Genomic DNA, 16075 nt, shown 5'->3' with positions numbered 1-16075 from the left:
TTCCGCTTCCCGAGGTGAACACGCATGACCAGTACCGATTCCCCCACCATTAATGATTCCACCACCATCAACACCGTCACGGGAATGGAGCCACGATTCCTCCAGGTCCTCGATGACACCATCCGCCAGGACATCGCCGAGGACCAGTACTACGGTGCCAGCGTGATCGTGGCCCGCCGCGGCGAGATCGCTTTGCGGGGCTCCTACGGGCAATCCGACCGCCACGCCGGTCGCGCCACGCAGGACGACGACGTCTACCGCATCCTGTCCATGTCCAAGGGCTTCACCAACGTCCTGGTCATGCGGGCCCTGTCCGAGGGCAAGCTAATGCTGTCGACCCGCGTCGTTGACCTCATACCGGAATTCTTCGGCACCGAACCGTTCCGCGCGGCTCGCAAGGAACGCATCAACGTCGCCCACCTGCTCACCCACCGTGCCGGCATGCCGGCCACCCCCAACCCCGGTTTGGGGCCCGAGGGCTTCGGGGTGTTGGCGGACGTCATCTCAGCGCTCTGCTCCGTGGACGTCGTCAATGAACCGGGGGAGAATCTCAACTACTCGGCCGCCATCAACTACGCCATCCTGGGCGAAATGGCCCGCCGGGCCTACGGTGCCAGCTCCTTCCGCGACCTGATGCAGGAGAAGGTGCTGTCACCGATCGGCATGAACACCACGCGCTTCGGGATGCCCGAACAGTGGAAGGAACGTGGTGTGCCGCTGGAAGTCATCGTTGCCAATGACTCCTGGCTCAAGCCGGAGGACATCGAGGTCCTGAACGACGTCATCGACCGTCCCGATACGGAAATGCCGTGGGTGGGCGCGGTCTCGACCATCGACGACGTCTTTACCTTCACCGAATTCCTGCGCAACCGTGGCCGCACGGCCTTCGGCGAGCAGCTCTTTGGCGAATCGGTGCTGGACTTCGCCACCACCAACCAGACCGGCGAACAGATCAACGACCTGTACGGGATGGTCGCCAGCGCCCGCAACTGGGACCTGCCTCCGGGCAACATGGGCCTCGGCTTCGCCCTCGCCGGGTCCGGCACGCATGCACGTTTCTTCGGCCCGTTTGTCTCGCCACGCACCTTTGGTTCCTACGGCGCCGGATCGTCGTTGCTGTGGGTCGATCCCGTGTCCGAGGTGAGCTTCAGTTTCCTCTCGTCCGGGGTGATGGACGAAGCAGACAACGTGGCACGTTTCCAGAAGCTGTCCACCATTGCGGCCTCGGCCGTTACCAACCGCTGACCCGTCGTACGAAAGGTTCCATCATGACCACCACCGATAACGACGTCCGTCCCGTCGGACGGTGCCCCGTGGCCCACGGCTTCGACGTCACGGGTGATGACTACTACCGCGATCCCGCTGCCCACCTGGCTCAATTCCGGGACGAGACCCCTGTTTTCTGGTACGCCCCATTGCACGCGTGGGTGGCCACCACCAAGGAGGACTGCCTGGAGGTCCTCTCGGATTGGCAGACCTACTCGTCGGCAGCGAATTCGGCCGCCGACGTGCCCGAACGCCACCACGACGTCTACCCGCCGGAGCTGGTCGCCAAGATGATCGTGGGGATGGACCCTCCCCATCACACCCGCTCCCGGACCGTCGCCCAACGCGGATTCATGAAGGACCGCATGGAGCGCCTGCGGCCGGAAATTGAGGCACGTGCCCACCGGATCATCGATCGGCTCGAGCACAAGGGCCAGGCGAACCTGCTGGAGGAGTACTCCCTCGAACTGACCACCCAGACGCTCATGGCACTGCTGGATCTGGACTACTCGTACGACGGATTGCTGCGCGGCCTGCGCGACGATCTCTTCCAGGTGCTCTCCTCGGCGCACGCGCCCATGGAAGAGCCGACGAAATCGCAGGTGTGGGACCGCTTCGTTGAATCCAACCGGGTCCTCCGTGGGATCATCGAGCAGCGTCGGCAGTCCGACGCCGATGATCTGATCTCGGTCATGGCCTCGGCCAAGGAAGAGGACGGCAGCTACAGCCTGCCCACCGAGCTGATCGCCCTGCACGTCGCCGAGTTCTCCGCGGCTGGAACCGACACCACCGCCCAGGCCATGACCAACGCCGTGGTCTTCCTGGCGCAGAACCCGCAGGCCCTCGACGAAGCGCTGGCCGAACCCGAACTGTGGGCCAATGTGTTCGAGGAGACCGTCCGGCGACGGCCCTCATCCACATTCACCTCGCGCAAGACCACCCGCCCGGTGACACTGTCCGGAGTCGATATCCCGGCGGGCGACATGATCTTCGTGGCGCTCGCCTCGGCGAACACGGATCCGGGGCACGTGGCCAACCCCTTCGAGTTCGACATCCACCGGCCGAATCCGACCGATCACCTGGCCTTCACTGCGGGCCGCCATACCTGCCTGGGCAACCCACTCGCGAGGGTCCAGGGGCCCACCGGTCTGCAGGTCCTCTTTGAACGCCTGCCGTCCCTGCGTCCCGACCACCTCGAGCAGGTCGACTTCTTGGAGATGCCGCTGCTGCCCATCCGGCGCTCCCTGCAGGTCAGTTGGGACGTCGACGACGTCCAGCGTTACAGCGCCCGCACCGTGCGCACGCTCAACCTGGAGGTCACCGCCCGCTGCCGGGCCTCCGACACGGTGGCCGCCATTTCCCTGGCCCATTCGGATTCCGGGCAGCTTCCCCGGTGGAAGGCCGGGGCGCACATCGACGTCCATGTGGCCACGGAGGATGGTCGGGAATTGGTGCGCCAGTACTCGCTCTCCTCGGACCCGGGCGATGACCGGGTGTACCGGATAGGAGTGCTGCTCGAGGAGGACAGCCGTGGCGGGTCGGCGGGCATCCACCGCACGCTGCACCCCGGTGCGGCAGTTACAGTGTCTTGGCCACGCAACAACTTCCGCGTCTCCGCGGCGCAGGAGTACGTCTTGATTGCCGGGGGAGTGGGCGTCACGCCGATGCTGGCGATGATCCGGCAGGCCGTACGTGAGGGTGCGAACTGGCAGCTGCACTACGCGGGACGATCACGATCCAGCATGGCGTTCCTCGACGAACTCCAACAGTACGGCGATCGGGTCCACCTCTACCCGAAGGAAGAGGTCGGGCACCTGGACATCGAGCGACTGCTCGCCGAGCCCCGGGAGGGCTGCCTGGTGTATGCCTGCGGTCCGGAATCCATGATGCTCAACGCCGAGAGGAGCACAGGCCACTGGCCCAAGGACGCTTTGCGGCTGGAGCGATTCGCCCCCAAGGCCATCCACCGCGATAAACCCGACCAATCATTCGAGGTCGAATTCGCTGCCAGTGGTACGACGGTCACCGTTGGCGCGGACGAGAGCATCCTCGAAGCTGCTGCACGGGCTGGCCTACCAACGATCTCGTCGTGTGAGGAAGGCACCTGCGGCACCTGCGAGACGCAGGTGGTTTCGGGCGAAGTTGATCACCGGGACTCGATCCTCAGCCAGTCCGAACAGGAGGCCAGCGAAACGATGATGATCTGCGTTTCCCGGGCCAACGGGACCTGCCCGCGCTTAGTCTTGGGCGCCTAGAAAACCGGCCCATTGCCGGGCCAGGCCACGCAGGGCGAACTCTTCCCGCTCTGCGTGGCCCCTGATGTAGATGAAATAGAAATTGCGTTCCAGCCCCACCAGCAACGTGGTCAAATAGGTCTCCCACTCCGCGCGACCATCGCCGTCCAGTTCCGGCTTGAGACGCTCTGCTAGACGGGAGCTGATCCGTCGGTGCAGCCCGAGCCACTCATCCAGCACCTCGTCATCGGTCGCGGTGGCACGGTTGATGGCATCAAATTCTGCGCTGTGGCTGGACCACATGTCCTTACCCGTCGAACGCAACCACTCCAGCATGCTGTCCGCGGTAAACGTGCTCAGACCGCCAAGTTCGTCATACATTGCCGTGGCGCTGGGCTCGATGGACTTCATCCTGTCCAGCACAATTTGCGTCTTCGAAGCGAAGTGCAAATACAGGTTGGGGCGGCTGGTTTCTGCCTGGCGAGCGATCTGCGACATCGTCGTGGCTTCATAGCCGTGCTGCCGGAAAAGGGTGAAGGCGGCGTCCACGATCCGCTGCTGAGTGGCCGTCTTGGACGCTGCCCGTTGGGTAGGGGCGGTCATTCACACTCCTTGGATTCCGATCGTTACCCAGACTCTATAGGAGGGCAGGGTGGGGATGGTGCAGTTTCTCGGGCCATCCGTTTTCCGCGCTCGTTGGCACGACAACTTCATTCCTTGATTGGCGTCTATGGCCGTTCCGGCCGTTGCTGGCAACGATGTCAGCGACTTCCATACATTCCGAGTACACCGCCGAGTCGATCGCATGGGTCGGGAGATATGCAGTGAGAATAGCGGACGACGAGCGTGAATCGTTTGAATTGATAGGCGTTGCGGGGCGCATTTGGGACAGCCACGGCAACAACGGAATTTGCTTACGAGGAGGGTTATTCCTGCGAATCGCATTGTCGCTTGAGAGAGAAGAATTATCTCAGATTCGATGTCCTCTTTTCTGTGAGCGAATAGGGTCGGTGCCAGAGTCGGGCAGCAAGGCCAGTTCTTATCGGGCGCGTGCTTGACTTGGCCCCCCGTGCTGATCCTCAGCTGTTGCTTCGTCATGATGTCAGTCGAAGAGGTCCCACCCGCAGATAAATCCGTAGTGAAGATCGAAATCGTTCGGCATCAGGAGCCCGTCGTTGCTCAGATCCGGTGTTGCCCTCTGTTTGTGTCGGAACCGCTTGGTACTGTGGAGTAAGTCACTACCGGGGGGGATGTTACTTGCCGCAAGAAACAACGGAATGGACGCCAAACGACGCGCTCGTTCACGAGATAGAGATGCAATTCCAAAGCGCGATTGCCGCATATCAGGCGAAGCCCACATTGATAACTGAGCACGCGAATCATGAAGAGTCGATAAGGACTGGTGGCTACGCAAACCGAACTCTGCTCGAACTCGTTCAGAATGCCGCCGATGCGATGGGCGGGACTACAGACGGCGACTCTGAGGATGTCGGCCGAGTCGAGATGGTTTTGGACACTGGAAGCCGCACCCTGTACTGCGCAAATTCCGGTCGTCCATTCACTCAAAATGGTCTAGTTGCCATTACGCATGCACATCTAAGCGGTAAGCGCGGGGATGAGATTGGTCGGTTCGGTCTCGGCTTCAAATCTGTACTAGCCGTGACGGACTCGCCTCAGGTTTTGAGTCGATCCGTATCGTTCGAGTTCAACTCGACCCAGGCGAGAATCGGAATCCAAAACATCGGCGCCGCGGTACCGCGAATGCCCATACTCCGCACGGCTACTTTGTTGAACGCGTCGAGTGTCATCTCGAGCGATCCAATTGCCCGTGAGCTTTCCGAATGGGCGACTACGATCGTCCGGCTGCCCAACTTAAGCAACGCGGACCATCTGCACCGCGAGATGGAAAACTTTTCGTCAGAGTTTCTACTTTTTGTTAGCGCGGTCCGCGAGGTTAGATTAACTGTGCTTGGCCAGAATGGCTTCACTACGAGTCATCTATCCCGAGATCTAGGTGGCGGTCGGTACAAGATCGAGCGGCCAGACGGCAGCGGGGAAGAGTGGTTCGTAGGCGAACGAATGCATCGACCGAGTCCTGAGGCTCGGCGCGAGGTCGGCGAGGCGGTGTCCAGGAGCGAAATCAAGGTGAGCGTGGCCGTCCCTCTGAAACCACGGAGCGCAAACGCCGATAGCGGAGACTCCGGAACTAGAGTCGGTCAATTCTGGAGTTATTTCCCCTTGCAGGACAAAACTTCTGCCACTGCGTTCTTCAATGCACCGTGGAGTGTCAACGATGATCGCACAACGATCCTACGGAACGGCTATAACCGAGAAATTTTGGCCACACTCGCGGAGATTTTTGTCGAAGTATTACCACGCCTCAGCACTAAGGAGGATCCTGCTGCGCATCTTGATTACTTACCGGCGCGCGGACGCGAAGCCACTTACTTTGGAGACGAAGTACTCTGTGCCCTTGTACCACCGCTAGTCGTCTCTGGAAGGCTAATCCCCGACGGGTCCGGTTCGCTTTGCAAACCGACGGAACTACGTCCGCTCGATCTGACGACTGAGTGGAGGATCTCGGACGTTGCACATCGGGCCTGGATCGAATCGCCTAACACGTCAGGGGACGTGCCGCACTGGCGGTGCTACGGATCGACTCAGCGTGTGGCACGCCTTCGACAGCTTTTCGCAGTCAGTGACGAACCGACTCGGTTCGATGACACACGAGACCTAAAGCGTGCTCTCGAAGCAATACCCAAGCGAGGGGTTCTTACCTGGCTTAGAGAATGGGCGGAAGGCCCAGACGTCAAGTCTGCCGGAAACGCTTTTAAGGTCGTCTCGGCGAATAGGAATATGGAGGAGGCAGACAAAGCCCGCGTAATTCCGACGACTGACGGTGTGCGATCCATGAGTGAACGGAACCTCGTATTTCTTGAGCAGGCAGACGACCTTGAAGTAGAAGGCGGTGTGTTTGTTACCCCGGAATTCTTGGCGATTCCCGAAATTGAACGGTTACTGCGCAGCGTAGGATTCCGCGACCTCGATCCTGCTGCCGTACTTGCCGCCCGGCTCAGCGTACTCACATCCGGCTCAGCCACCGATCTCCAAGATAAGTTTTGGGAGGCAGCCCTCGACGTTCCCTTGAAGGAAGCGATCGGAGTCGTTCGTGCGAATTCGAATGCGGCCGTTCTGGTGCCGACGTGTGAGGGCGGGTGGCACTGGCCTCAGCAAGTGGTTGACCTCAATGAGGACGCTCCGGATTCGTATAGACAATTCCAACTGGACCGTAGACGTTGCCTCCCGGCATTGGCCCACGAATTGGGCGTCGTTGATGCGCCAAAACGTGCTTTTTCCATCGAAGACGAGTTCGCGGCCGATGATTACCGAGACTGGGTCCTGGCGGAGCTCAATGGGCGACTTACGCCCGGGGAAAGGCCGATCGAAAGAATCTCGTTGTACCCGAGCGGTGGCGATTCCCCGGGGCCCTTCTCGGTGCTCCTACTTCTGAAGGACAGCGGTGCAAGCCATCAGATGCGTGAGATGTGGACACGCGGCCTCTTGGAGTTCGGGGATGCTCCGTGGGATTGCGAAGACGCAGCCACTGGAATCACCCACAGGGTGAAGTCGCCCTTGCGTTGGGCAGTTGACCAAGCAGGAATTTTGCGTAGCAGCCGAGGGTTTCGCCGGGTGGGGGAGCTGGTAGCGCCGTCACTCGTGAAATTTAAGGATCTATTGCCGCTCTTCGAGGGGCCTCGCACCGTGGTCGATACTCTCCGACTGCCTAACGAGCTAAGCCAGGCGCCAGCATCAGTTCTTCAGGAGGCGCTGGAGGTAGACCTGCTGCCGCCCTCCTTCTCCGACGGATTGCTTGTAGATTTTATCCTTAACGCGGCTCCGGTTGCCTACCCAGACATTAGGCCACCGAAGGTGCCGGCTAGGGTGGGACGAATAATCGAAGCGCGCCCTACCAAGACCGTTTATGTAGCGACAGACGAGGAACAGCGCGAATACCTCGCGCAGCACCAGCGACCGTTCTTACTTGCAACCGAGGAACAGGCTGACTACCTAATTAAGATGGTGGGTTGCCTTAAATTCGAGGACAGCTTTACGTTCTCCATGCGCATCGATGGGCCTCACGAACCGCAGCGATTGCTCGATGTCTTCACGGGTCTGCGCACGCTGCAGGTCGGCGAAGACCTTTCAAGTGTGACCATTACACGAGCAGAATCGATCGCGAAGTGGGTCACTACTGATGAGGGCGTTGAGCCTCAGTCATTACAATCCTTTCGCGACGGTGTCTCGCTCTCCTTGCTCACGAGCCTCGACGAACATGCGACACTTCGCGTTGTCAGCGAGGCCTTTGAACTCGGCCTAAACCATGCTGACATCGAGAGTGTCCTAAAGGTTGGACTTGAGCATCATCTTGAGCTGCTACGTGAGGAGGCTCTCGCGGCCGCAAATGAAGTCGAACGATTAGAGGTGTACTTTGGTCCAGACGATTTGCGCGAGAAGCTGCCGAGAGGACTGTGGTCCGGTCTAGCAGCGCAGGGACTTGTATCCGCCAAAACATCCGTTGCCGAGCTATTCCTCTCTGTATACGGAAAAGACTCTATTCGGGAGATTGCGGACTTGTTCCGCCGCGAGGGCTTCCCGGACGTCCCTACCCAATGGGCGGGCGGAGCTGCGACTATCTCATGGCTCCGGAAGATGGGGTTCGGCCCGGAGTTCGCTGGCCGGAGGTCGGAGAGGCAGGATGTTGAGTTCCTAGTTCCCGGCGCGACGATACTAAACCCCCTCCACGACTATCAGCGAGACATCAGCTTGAAACTGCGGAACGTCTTGACTGAGGAGCGCGACGGCCGCCGCTCGAAAGCAATGGTCGTACTTCCAACAGGAGCGGGGAAGACACGTGTCGCAACGCAGACCATACTGCAGCTTTTTATCGACGGTGGACTTGTCGGCCCGGTGCTTTGGATAGCGCAATCGCAAGAACTGTGTGAGCAAGCGGTCCAAACTTTTAATTCAGTGTGGCGAGGCCTTTGCACTGACCAGAAAGTCGACCAACCGATGGCGATCGGGAGACTTTGGGATACAAACGAAGTACATGAACCGGACACGGCATTTAGCATCATCGTTGCTACCGATGCCAAACTCGAGGCCATTCTCGAACGACCCGATCAAACCGACTATGAGTGGCTCAGCAGGCCTTCAGCGGTGTTTGTGGACGAAGGCCACGTCGCCGGAATCTCGTCACGGTACACACGAATATTGAGCTGGTTGGGAGTCAGCGGGCGCGCTTGGGAGCGACCGCTCGTGGGGCTGTCAGCAACACCGTTCAAGGGCACGTCGCGAGAATCGACAAAAGCGCTCGCGGCGCGCTTCGGAAATAACTCACTCCAAGCCTTTAGGGAGGATCAAGACGTATATGGAGAATTGGTCAAAATCGGCGTTTTGGCCCGTGTCAAGCATGAGGTGTTAGGTGGGGGCAAGGTCAGTCTCAGTGCTGCCGAGACCGACGAAGCCATGCGCCTTAAACGCATCAGTGGGACCGTCCTCGACAAAGTTGCTGCGGACCACAATCGGATGCACAACCTGGTGGAAAGCATCCGCGGCCTAGACAGAGTGAGGGGAAAGTCGGTCTTAGTCTTCACTCCCAACGTGCTATCAGCACAAGTTCTAGCTGCCACTCTCCGATTCCGGGGAATAGATGCGGCTTCCGTAAGCGGTCAAACCGGTAGGCAAGAGCGTCGAGACTTGATCGATTCTTTCAAAAGCGGTGAGGTCCAGGTGCTGACAAATTGCGACTTGTTGACTCAAGGATTTGATGCTCCGGGTGTTACAGCTCTGTACATCGCGCGGCCAACCTTTAGTCCTAACGCCTACATCCAAATGGCAGGTCGGGGGCTTCGGGGGCCGCGCAACGGCGGCAAGGAGGAATGTCTCATTGTTGACATGGCCGATAATTTTGGCAGTGCCGACATTGACAACCTGCTCGGGTACCGCGAGTACGAGGAACTTTGGCAGGAGCAACAATCGTGATCTTGAGTCCTGACCTCCAAGATATTGAGGCTACCTCTGTCAGTTCAGCGGAACGTCGTGTTGCTCGTTTGCTGCATACGCTTCCCCATCCCGATGCAGTTGCATTTCACTCCATCAAGCTCCGATCGCACCCGTATAAGCAGATCGCTGAAGCGGACTTCATTGTGCTTTGGAAGGGCGTGACCATTGTTATTGAAGTTAAGGGTGGGGGTGTCAAGAAATTCGAGGGAAATTGGTACACGATCGACCGCAACGGCGATTCTCATCGTCTCGCTACGTCCCCAATGGAACAGGCTCGTTCCGCCATGTTCGCACTCAGGAACATATTGCATGAAGACGGACTGGGATGGTTCGCGACAGAAGCGATCACGATAACGCCGGATATCGAAATACCGCCATCGTCGCCGGAGTGGAAAACTACGCATTGGCTTGCCAGAGACTCTATGTCGAGCGTGAAGCTAGTAGAGGCACTCGACGTTATTGCCGAGTCTGCCCAAACGCCGCAGCGTCATCTGCGAAGGGCAAGGATCGAGGACGTGAGAGCACGTCTATTCGGCGCCTTTTCCCGTCTTCCGGTTATCGATGCACAACGCGGCGCAGTCATTGATGAACAGAATGTCGCGACCGCAGACCAGGCTCGGGTTCTTGCCGGTCTAGCCAAGAACCAGCGGATCATCGTTCTCGGAGGAGCAGGGACTGGAAAGTCGGTCGTTTTGGCTGAAGCTGCAAAGCAAGAGGCAGAGGCAGGAAGATCTGTACTAGTAACCTTTCGGTCTCCCGGACTGAGGGGTTTTTTTGAGCCGCTACTTGCAGGACGTCGTGTCGATATCATCCCTGTCGATGAACTTATCCCCGAAGGCAAATTCGACGTGATTCTGATCGATGAAGCACAGGATTTAATGTTCACTGATGCCATGGATCTTCTTGACCGGCTAATAGTTGGTGGTCGCGCTGGTGGAAGGTGGCGCATGTTCTTAGATCCCAATAATCAGGCCCACGTTGACGGAAGATTTGATCCAGATGTCTACGAGTTGGTCCAGGGGGAAGCAATTGAATACGACCTGAGTTTGAATGTCCGCAACACACGGGCGATCGTGCACATGGTTCAAGAGTACTTGGACGCCGACGTCGGCGATCCAGGCATAGTCAATGGCGAACGCATCCAGTGGAAGTGGGTTCCGGACGGCTCGACTCTTAATCCTGCAATCGACCTTGCTAAGTCATTGAAGGAGAGTGGAGTCCCGGCAAGGGATATCTGGGTCGTACTGACCTCGAGGTCCGGTGAACTTGACGAACTCGTAGACGGTATCCGCGTATTGAGCCCTCGTACCGCGAAGGGGCTCGAAGCTGAGCACGTTATCGTCTGCGAATTGCCTACCGAATTCGATGACAGTGCCATTGCTGCCTATTACGTCGCGGTCACTCGTGCGCGCGTGTCGCTACACGTTGTTGCAACGTCAGCCGATAAGAAGCGGCTCCGGAGGCTGGAGCACAGCAGAGGAGTCCGAGGATGACGCTCACGCCCCCGCAGGCAGCAGCTCTCGCACATATCCGTAAGTCATATATGGGTCCGGAGCAAGGCGTCTCTGAGGTCTTGTTCAATCGGCCGTCTCTCCAATATGCCGTGGGAATGCTCTTTCCGAGCAACGATGTAGCCGCGCCGGTAGGAAGTGTTGTGGCAGGCGAAGGAGATCCCAAAGAATTCGTCTCGGCTGATGTGGAGGAGGGCGACGTAGAAGAGGGCGACGTGACGGCTGCTCTGGCGGAAGAATGGAGGCCTTCTTCCGCCGCTATTTCATTCGTAGTCGAACAAGAATCGGTTGTTTGTGACTTTTCAGCAGCGACCTATTCATCCATAGAAGACGACGGACCTCGACGGTGGGAGCGCACGGGGCATAATATCCCGGACATCGTTCTTCGCCGACGCTACGAACAGCAGCACCAATTCGAGTTGGGTGTCCTTCCAGTCGAAGTCGGATCGAGATGGCGGCCCTACGGTGCGGCATGGCTTGTTACCGTGCATGTACGCATTCTTGCCACTTCGACGGGCGACGATCGAGAAGATATACCGTTGATGCTTTTTCAAGTAGATCTATCAGCACGCCCGCCGGAGGGCAGCCAATTCCTTGAATATGATGCCTCTAGCTCGATCGAGGTCGATCCGGAGTCCCGAGAGCTGAGGCTCCGTTACCGAGATCGTAAAGTATTCGCCGTCGGCCACGGCATGTCAGCCGGTTGGGACGCCGATGAGGCTGCCGGATGCACGCGCGTTTACTTGGATCCTGTGCCGCACTTTGTGGTGCCAGCAATCCAACAGGTTGGAGGGGCCGAGTTCTCGCTGGCCGCGGCCCAAGCGTTGGACTTAAACTTCCTCGGAACGATTGTGGAAGATCCTCATGGAGTGACATCGGTGCTCGGAGAGTTCGTCGATACTTTTTCGGGGTGGACGGACGAACAAGCTTTCATGGCTGAAGGGCTTGGCAATGATGCGCGCAGCATTGCAGACCGTGCCGAAATTGCAGCAACGCGTATGAGGCGTGGAGTTTGTTTGCTTGCAGACAAGGAGAGCGCGAAACTTAGGATAGCGTTCGCCTTGAGTATGTCGGCTATGCGGCTCCAGATGCGCCGAGCTGCGATGAATCGAGGAAATGTCGATCCTGTCCCATCATGGCGTCCATTCCAGCTTGGTTTTCTCCTGATTGCACTAGGTTCTTCAGTTGACGAAGGAGACCCCGAACGTGAAATTGTCGATCTTATCTGGTTTCCTACGGGCGGAGGCAAAACCGAAGCCTATCTTGGGCTAGCTGCCATAGTGATCTTTCTACGGCGATTACGACACGGTCAAGCGGGCGGTGGCACCGCCGTGATCACGCGTTACACCCTTCGATTGCTGACATCCCAGCAGTTCCAACGTGCAGCCTCGCTCATCTGTGCTATGGAGCTCTTGCGTACGAAGGACTCCCGCGCGCGCGGAATGGCGCGTTTCTCAATCGGCCTGTGGGTTGGGAACGATGCCACGCCGGGCACGCGTGAAGATGCCAAACATTCGCTTGAACGTCTTTATAAAGCACGCAACCCAAGGGAAGCTAACGAATTCCAGATAACAGAATGTCCTTGGTGTTTGACGGAGCTCGTTCCTGAGGAGAAGGACCTCACACGCCAGGCCTACGGTCCGCGGCTGACTGGCAATGACGTAGTTTTTTCCTGCGTAAACAGCGAGTGCGAGTTTGCGTCTCGAGAGCTGCCGATGTCCGTAGTCGATGAAGCGCTTTACGATGACCCGCCGACATTCCTTCTGGCTACAGTTGACAAGTTCGCCCGACTCCAGTTCAACGAACGCTCCAGCCGGTTGCTGGGTGTTGGAACCGCGTTTAGGCAACCGACTTTAATCATCCAGGATGAGCTGCATCTCCTCGCGGGTCCCCTCGGCACGACGGTTGCCGTATTTGACGCGGTCATTCAACTTCTCCTGAGCAAGGAGGGGCCTCCGCCCAAGATTGTCGCCTCCACGGCAACAATCCGTGCGTCCAACGAACAAGTCCGTGGTTTATACGGAAGGGACGTGGCCCTGTACCCACCGGCTGGTTTAGATGGCGACACCACATTTTTCGCTCAGCCCGTCTCAAATGGTGAAGGCCGGCTCTTTGTGGGTTTGATGCCCCAGAGCGTATCCCAGGCTACTGCCCTAGTGGCAGCTACAGCGCCGCTCTTGGAAATCCCCGGGGTCCTGTCTCTGGAGAAAGTCACAGATCTCTTAGACCCGTACTGGACGCTAGTTCTCTATCACAATAGCCTCCGAGAATTGGGACGAACAGGCGCATTGTTGTTGGACGATATAAACGGTCGTCTTGAAACGCGGGCCGAAAGAGCTGGAATGCAACTTCGAAAGGTACGGGCATCGTCGATTCTGGAACTGACGAGCAGGAGAGGGCCTGAAGAACTGCCGAACGATTTGCGCTTACTCAATGTGAGTATCGACAAATCGGACAATGCTGTGGACACTGTTCTGTCATCCAACATGCTCTCGGTCGGTATAGACGTACAGCGTCTCGCGCTAATGCTCATGGTCGGGCAGCCTAGGACGACGGCGGAGTATATACAGGCCACGAGTCGTGTTGGAAGGGGTGCGGTCAACGGAATAGTAACAACACTCTTCCGATCGAACAGGGCCAGAGACCGATCTCATTTTGAGACTTTTCGCGGCTACCACGAAACGCTATATCGGAACGTCGAACCAACTAGTGTGACTCCCTGGTCGCTCTCATCCCGAGACAGATCGTTGGCCGGGGCCCTCGTTTCACTAGTCCGTCATTCCTTCCCACAACTCCAAGGCGACGCATCGGCTGCGCGGTTTGACCTCTCGGACGAGGTTTTTAAGAAGCGTTTGGATCTATTGGTGGGACGCCTTTTAGAACTTGTTGGCCGAGCGGACGAGCAGGAACGTGCCGACGTAGATCAACAAGTGGGCGAACTCTTCCGTGAATGGGATCATGCTGCTGGTCTGGCGCGGGCCGCTGGCGAGCCCCTTCGGTACGAGCGCAAAACCGGTTCTTCTGAGACGAGCCTGTTAAAGCGCTTCGGAGAGTCTGGCTCTGGCTGGCTCGTCGGTGATTCCATGAGATCGGTGGAGCCCGTTGTCGCTGTTGAAGTCCAGGAACCCCTGCGAGAGGTAACCAGTGCAGAAAATAAAGCATGACCTCCGGTTGTCGGAAACTGTCTCGCCATTCGGAGTTGGCGCCATTATCGATATACGAGGCGAATCGCTAATCGCGCCGGATACCTCTTGGTGGGAACGAAAAGCCCTATCCGAGATCACTTGTGATCGGCTTGTGGCTCAGCTTGGCGGCGGTGTTCTAAAGCAAGCACCAACTCATGCTGGTCGCGCGGGCAACGATACGCCGAGTCTTCTCTATTGGCGGTTCCCTGCGTGGCGCTTTTGCGAGCGGTGCAGCCGCCTCTCGAAACTGACCGGAACCGTAAAAGGCAAGTTCAGAAACGAGTGCGACTGTGGAGGTGCCCTCGTGCCCATGCGTTATGTCGCAGTTTGCGAGAATGGCAGCCACGTTCAGGACATCCCATGGTTCATGTGGGCTCACCGTGGCAACGATGAAGGAGTTACTGAAACCGTCCGCTTTTGTCGCGCGTACAGAGAACTCCGATTCGAGCGCTCGAGCAAGCACGGAGAGGGCCTCGCGTCGCTGCGCGTTGTCTGCGGGAAATGTTCGCGGTCCCGCTCTATGGCAGAACTCGTTGGCAAAGAATCTCTTCTCCGAGACGGAATCCGCTGTGGAGGTCGACAACCATGGGAGGACGAAAACTCGGTGGTGCACACTTGCGAATCACATCTAGTTGCCGTTCAGCGCGGAGCAACAGGTAACTACATTGCGGAGAGGGTGTCGGCGCTTGACATCCCGGAGGAGAAGTCGCGGTCCTTGGAACTCCTTGAGAGGGTGCGTGCGCATGACCTTTTTCAACGACTCGTTGATGACAACGGCGGGCCGAAATCCGAACAAATCGCCGAGTGGATTGCGGAGGAAATTGGGGCGGATGTGGAAACGGTACTTGCCGCTGCGGATTCCGAAGATGCGGATGCAGGCCCTCACATGTCCGAGCTGAAAGACGGTGAGTGGGCCGCGTTTGTGAAGAAGATCAGTGGGGGGAGAGATAGGTCTGTAGGCGACTTCGTTGTTGATGGTTGGAGTTCCGATCGACTTGGCGAGGTTGCTGGTGCCGCCCCAGTCGCGCTAGCCGGAGTTGGTCAGGTGCGGCGGGTGCGCGAGGTCCGGGCGCTAAGGGGGTTTCGGCGCTACAGCCCTCAGGCGGAATTCATCCGCTCTGACCTGGATAAAGACCCAAAGCATAGGCCCATATACCCAGCCCTTGAATTGTTCGGTGAGGGTATTTTTCTCCAGTTTGACGAGGACATCCTTTCAGCTTGGGAGTCTGAACCTGGTGTGCGTGCAAGGGCACGAATCCTAATGGAACGCCGTGTTCAATCGGAGTGGGCACAAAGGCTCGACGTGCCCGAGCCGAGGTTCATCGCTCTGCATACCGTCGCACACCTCCTCATCCGACGACTTGCCTTCGCAAGTGGCTACGCTTCCGCTTCATTGCAAGAACGGATCTACGCTAATTCGGACCGGAGGGACAGAACAGCGGGCATCCTTATTTTCACCGCGGCTGGCGACGCCCAGGGTACGCTCGGTGGGCTCGTGCGACTCGGGGAACCAAAATTGCTGCTCCCCTTACTCCTGGCCGCACTCGACGACGCAGACGTATGTTCAAACGATCCCGTTTGTATCGAAAGCGATAGGCAAGGGGCAGCTCAGTTAAACCTCTCTGCGTGCCACGGCTGCGTACTAATTAGTGAGACTTCGTGTGAAACAGGTAACCGCCTCCTAGACCGCCAACTGGTCCTGGGAGGGGGCGAGGTGCCAGGGTTGCTCGAGCATGCGCTTCGTACGGCACGGAAGATGACGCGAACCGGTGCAGTGTGACTCCAGGGTGCTGGCAGCCGGACTACTAAATGTTTC

The 16075-nt window shown here is 58.2% G+C and carries 7 protein-coding genes and 1 pseudogene; 7 read left to right on the top strand and 1 reads right to left on the bottom strand.

All coding sequences use genetic code 11. The annotated features are described in order from the left end of the window. Positions 1 to 24: 24 nt before the first annotated feature. Together AC1MEQ_RS05140 and AC1MEQ_RS05135 are read left to right on the top strand one after the other, a co-directional pair. Positions 25 to 1245, top strand: coding sequence for a serine hydrolase domain-containing protein (locus AC1MEQ_RS05140; protein WP_479794554.1), 1221 nt, complete (start codon positions 25 to 27; stop codon positions 1243 to 1245). A 23-nt stretch (positions 1246 to 1268) separates the two neighbouring features. Beyond that, positions 1269 to 3521 (top strand): cytochrome P450, encoded by a 2253-nt coding sequence (locus AC1MEQ_RS05135; protein WP_479794552.1) that lies wholly within the window; start codon positions 1269 to 1271, stop codon positions 3519 to 3521. On the opposite strand, the gene AC1MEQ_RS05130 is transcribed toward AC1MEQ_RS05135, so the two are convergent. Then, positions 3504 to 4103: a TetR/AcrR family transcriptional regulator gene (locus AC1MEQ_RS05130; protein WP_479794550.1), complete on the bottom strand. Its 600-nt coding sequence runs from the start codon at positions 4101 to 4103 to the stop codon at positions 3504 to 3506. The genes AC1MEQ_RS05135 and AC1MEQ_RS05130 overlap by 18 nt on opposite strands. 711 nt (positions 4104 to 4814) lie before the next feature. Between AC1MEQ_RS05130 and AC1MEQ_RS05125 the strand changes: the two are divergent. The 5 genes and pseudogenes from AC1MEQ_RS05125 to drmB all read left to right on the top strand — a co-directional run. Further along, positions 4815 to 5120: pseudogene (locus AC1MEQ_RS05125) on the top strand (hypothetical protein); the annotation flags it as partial. Positions 5121 to 6410: 1290 nt separating this feature from the next. Continuing rightward, on the top strand, positions 6411 to 9542 hold the full coding sequence (locus tag AC1MEQ_RS05120; RefSeq protein ID WP_479796064.1) for a DEAD/DEAH box helicase: 3132 nt from the start codon (positions 6411 to 6413) through the stop codon (positions 9540 to 9542). A 2-nt stretch (positions 9543 to 9544) separates the two neighbouring features. After that, positions 9545 to 11056 (top strand): nuclease-related domain-containing DEAD/DEAH box helicase, encoded by a 1512-nt coding sequence (locus AC1MEQ_RS05115; protein ID WP_479794549.1) that lies wholly within the window; start codon positions 9545 to 9547, stop codon positions 11054 to 11056. Beyond that, positions 11053 to 14238 (top strand): helicase-related protein, encoded by a 3186-nt coding sequence (locus tag AC1MEQ_RS05110; protein ID WP_479794547.1) that lies wholly within the window; start codon positions 11053 to 11055, stop codon positions 14236 to 14238. The genes AC1MEQ_RS05115 and AC1MEQ_RS05110 overlap by 4 nt, the downstream gene beginning before the upstream one ends. Next, entirely contained in the window at positions 14219 to 16039 is a 1821-nt protein-coding gene (gene drmB / locus AC1MEQ_RS05105; RefSeq protein WP_479794545.1) for a DrmB family protein, read from the top strand. Before AC1MEQ_RS05110 ends, drmB begins: the two co-directional genes overlap by 20 nt. Positions 16040 to 16075 lie beyond the last annotated feature (36 nt).

The organism is Arthrobacter sp. ASL1 (genome assembly GCF_056680475.1).
This window is presented reverse-complemented; position numbering and strand designations above follow the sequence as displayed.

Bases quoted from the DNA above. Each gene is read 5' to 3' on its own strand.
- AC1MEQ_RS05135 (WP_479794552.1), top strand. From the start codon at position 1,269: ATGACCACCACCGATAACGACGTCCGTCCCGTCGGACGGTGCCCCGTG.
- AC1MEQ_RS05120 (WP_479796064.1), top strand. From the start codon at position 6,411: ATGAGTGAACGGAACCTCGTATTTCTTGAGCAGGCAGACGACCTTGAA.
- AC1MEQ_RS05140 (WP_479794554.1), top strand. From the start codon at position 25: ATGACCAGTACCGATTCCCCCACCATTAATGATTCCACCACCATCAAC.
- AC1MEQ_RS05110 (WP_479794547.1), top strand. From the start codon at position 11,053: ATGACGCTCACGCCCCCGCAGGCAGCAGCTCTCGCACATATCCGTAAG.
- AC1MEQ_RS05130 (WP_479794550.1), bottom strand. From the start codon at position 4,103: ATGACCGCCCCTACCCAACGGGCAGCGTCCAAGACGGCCACTCAGCAG.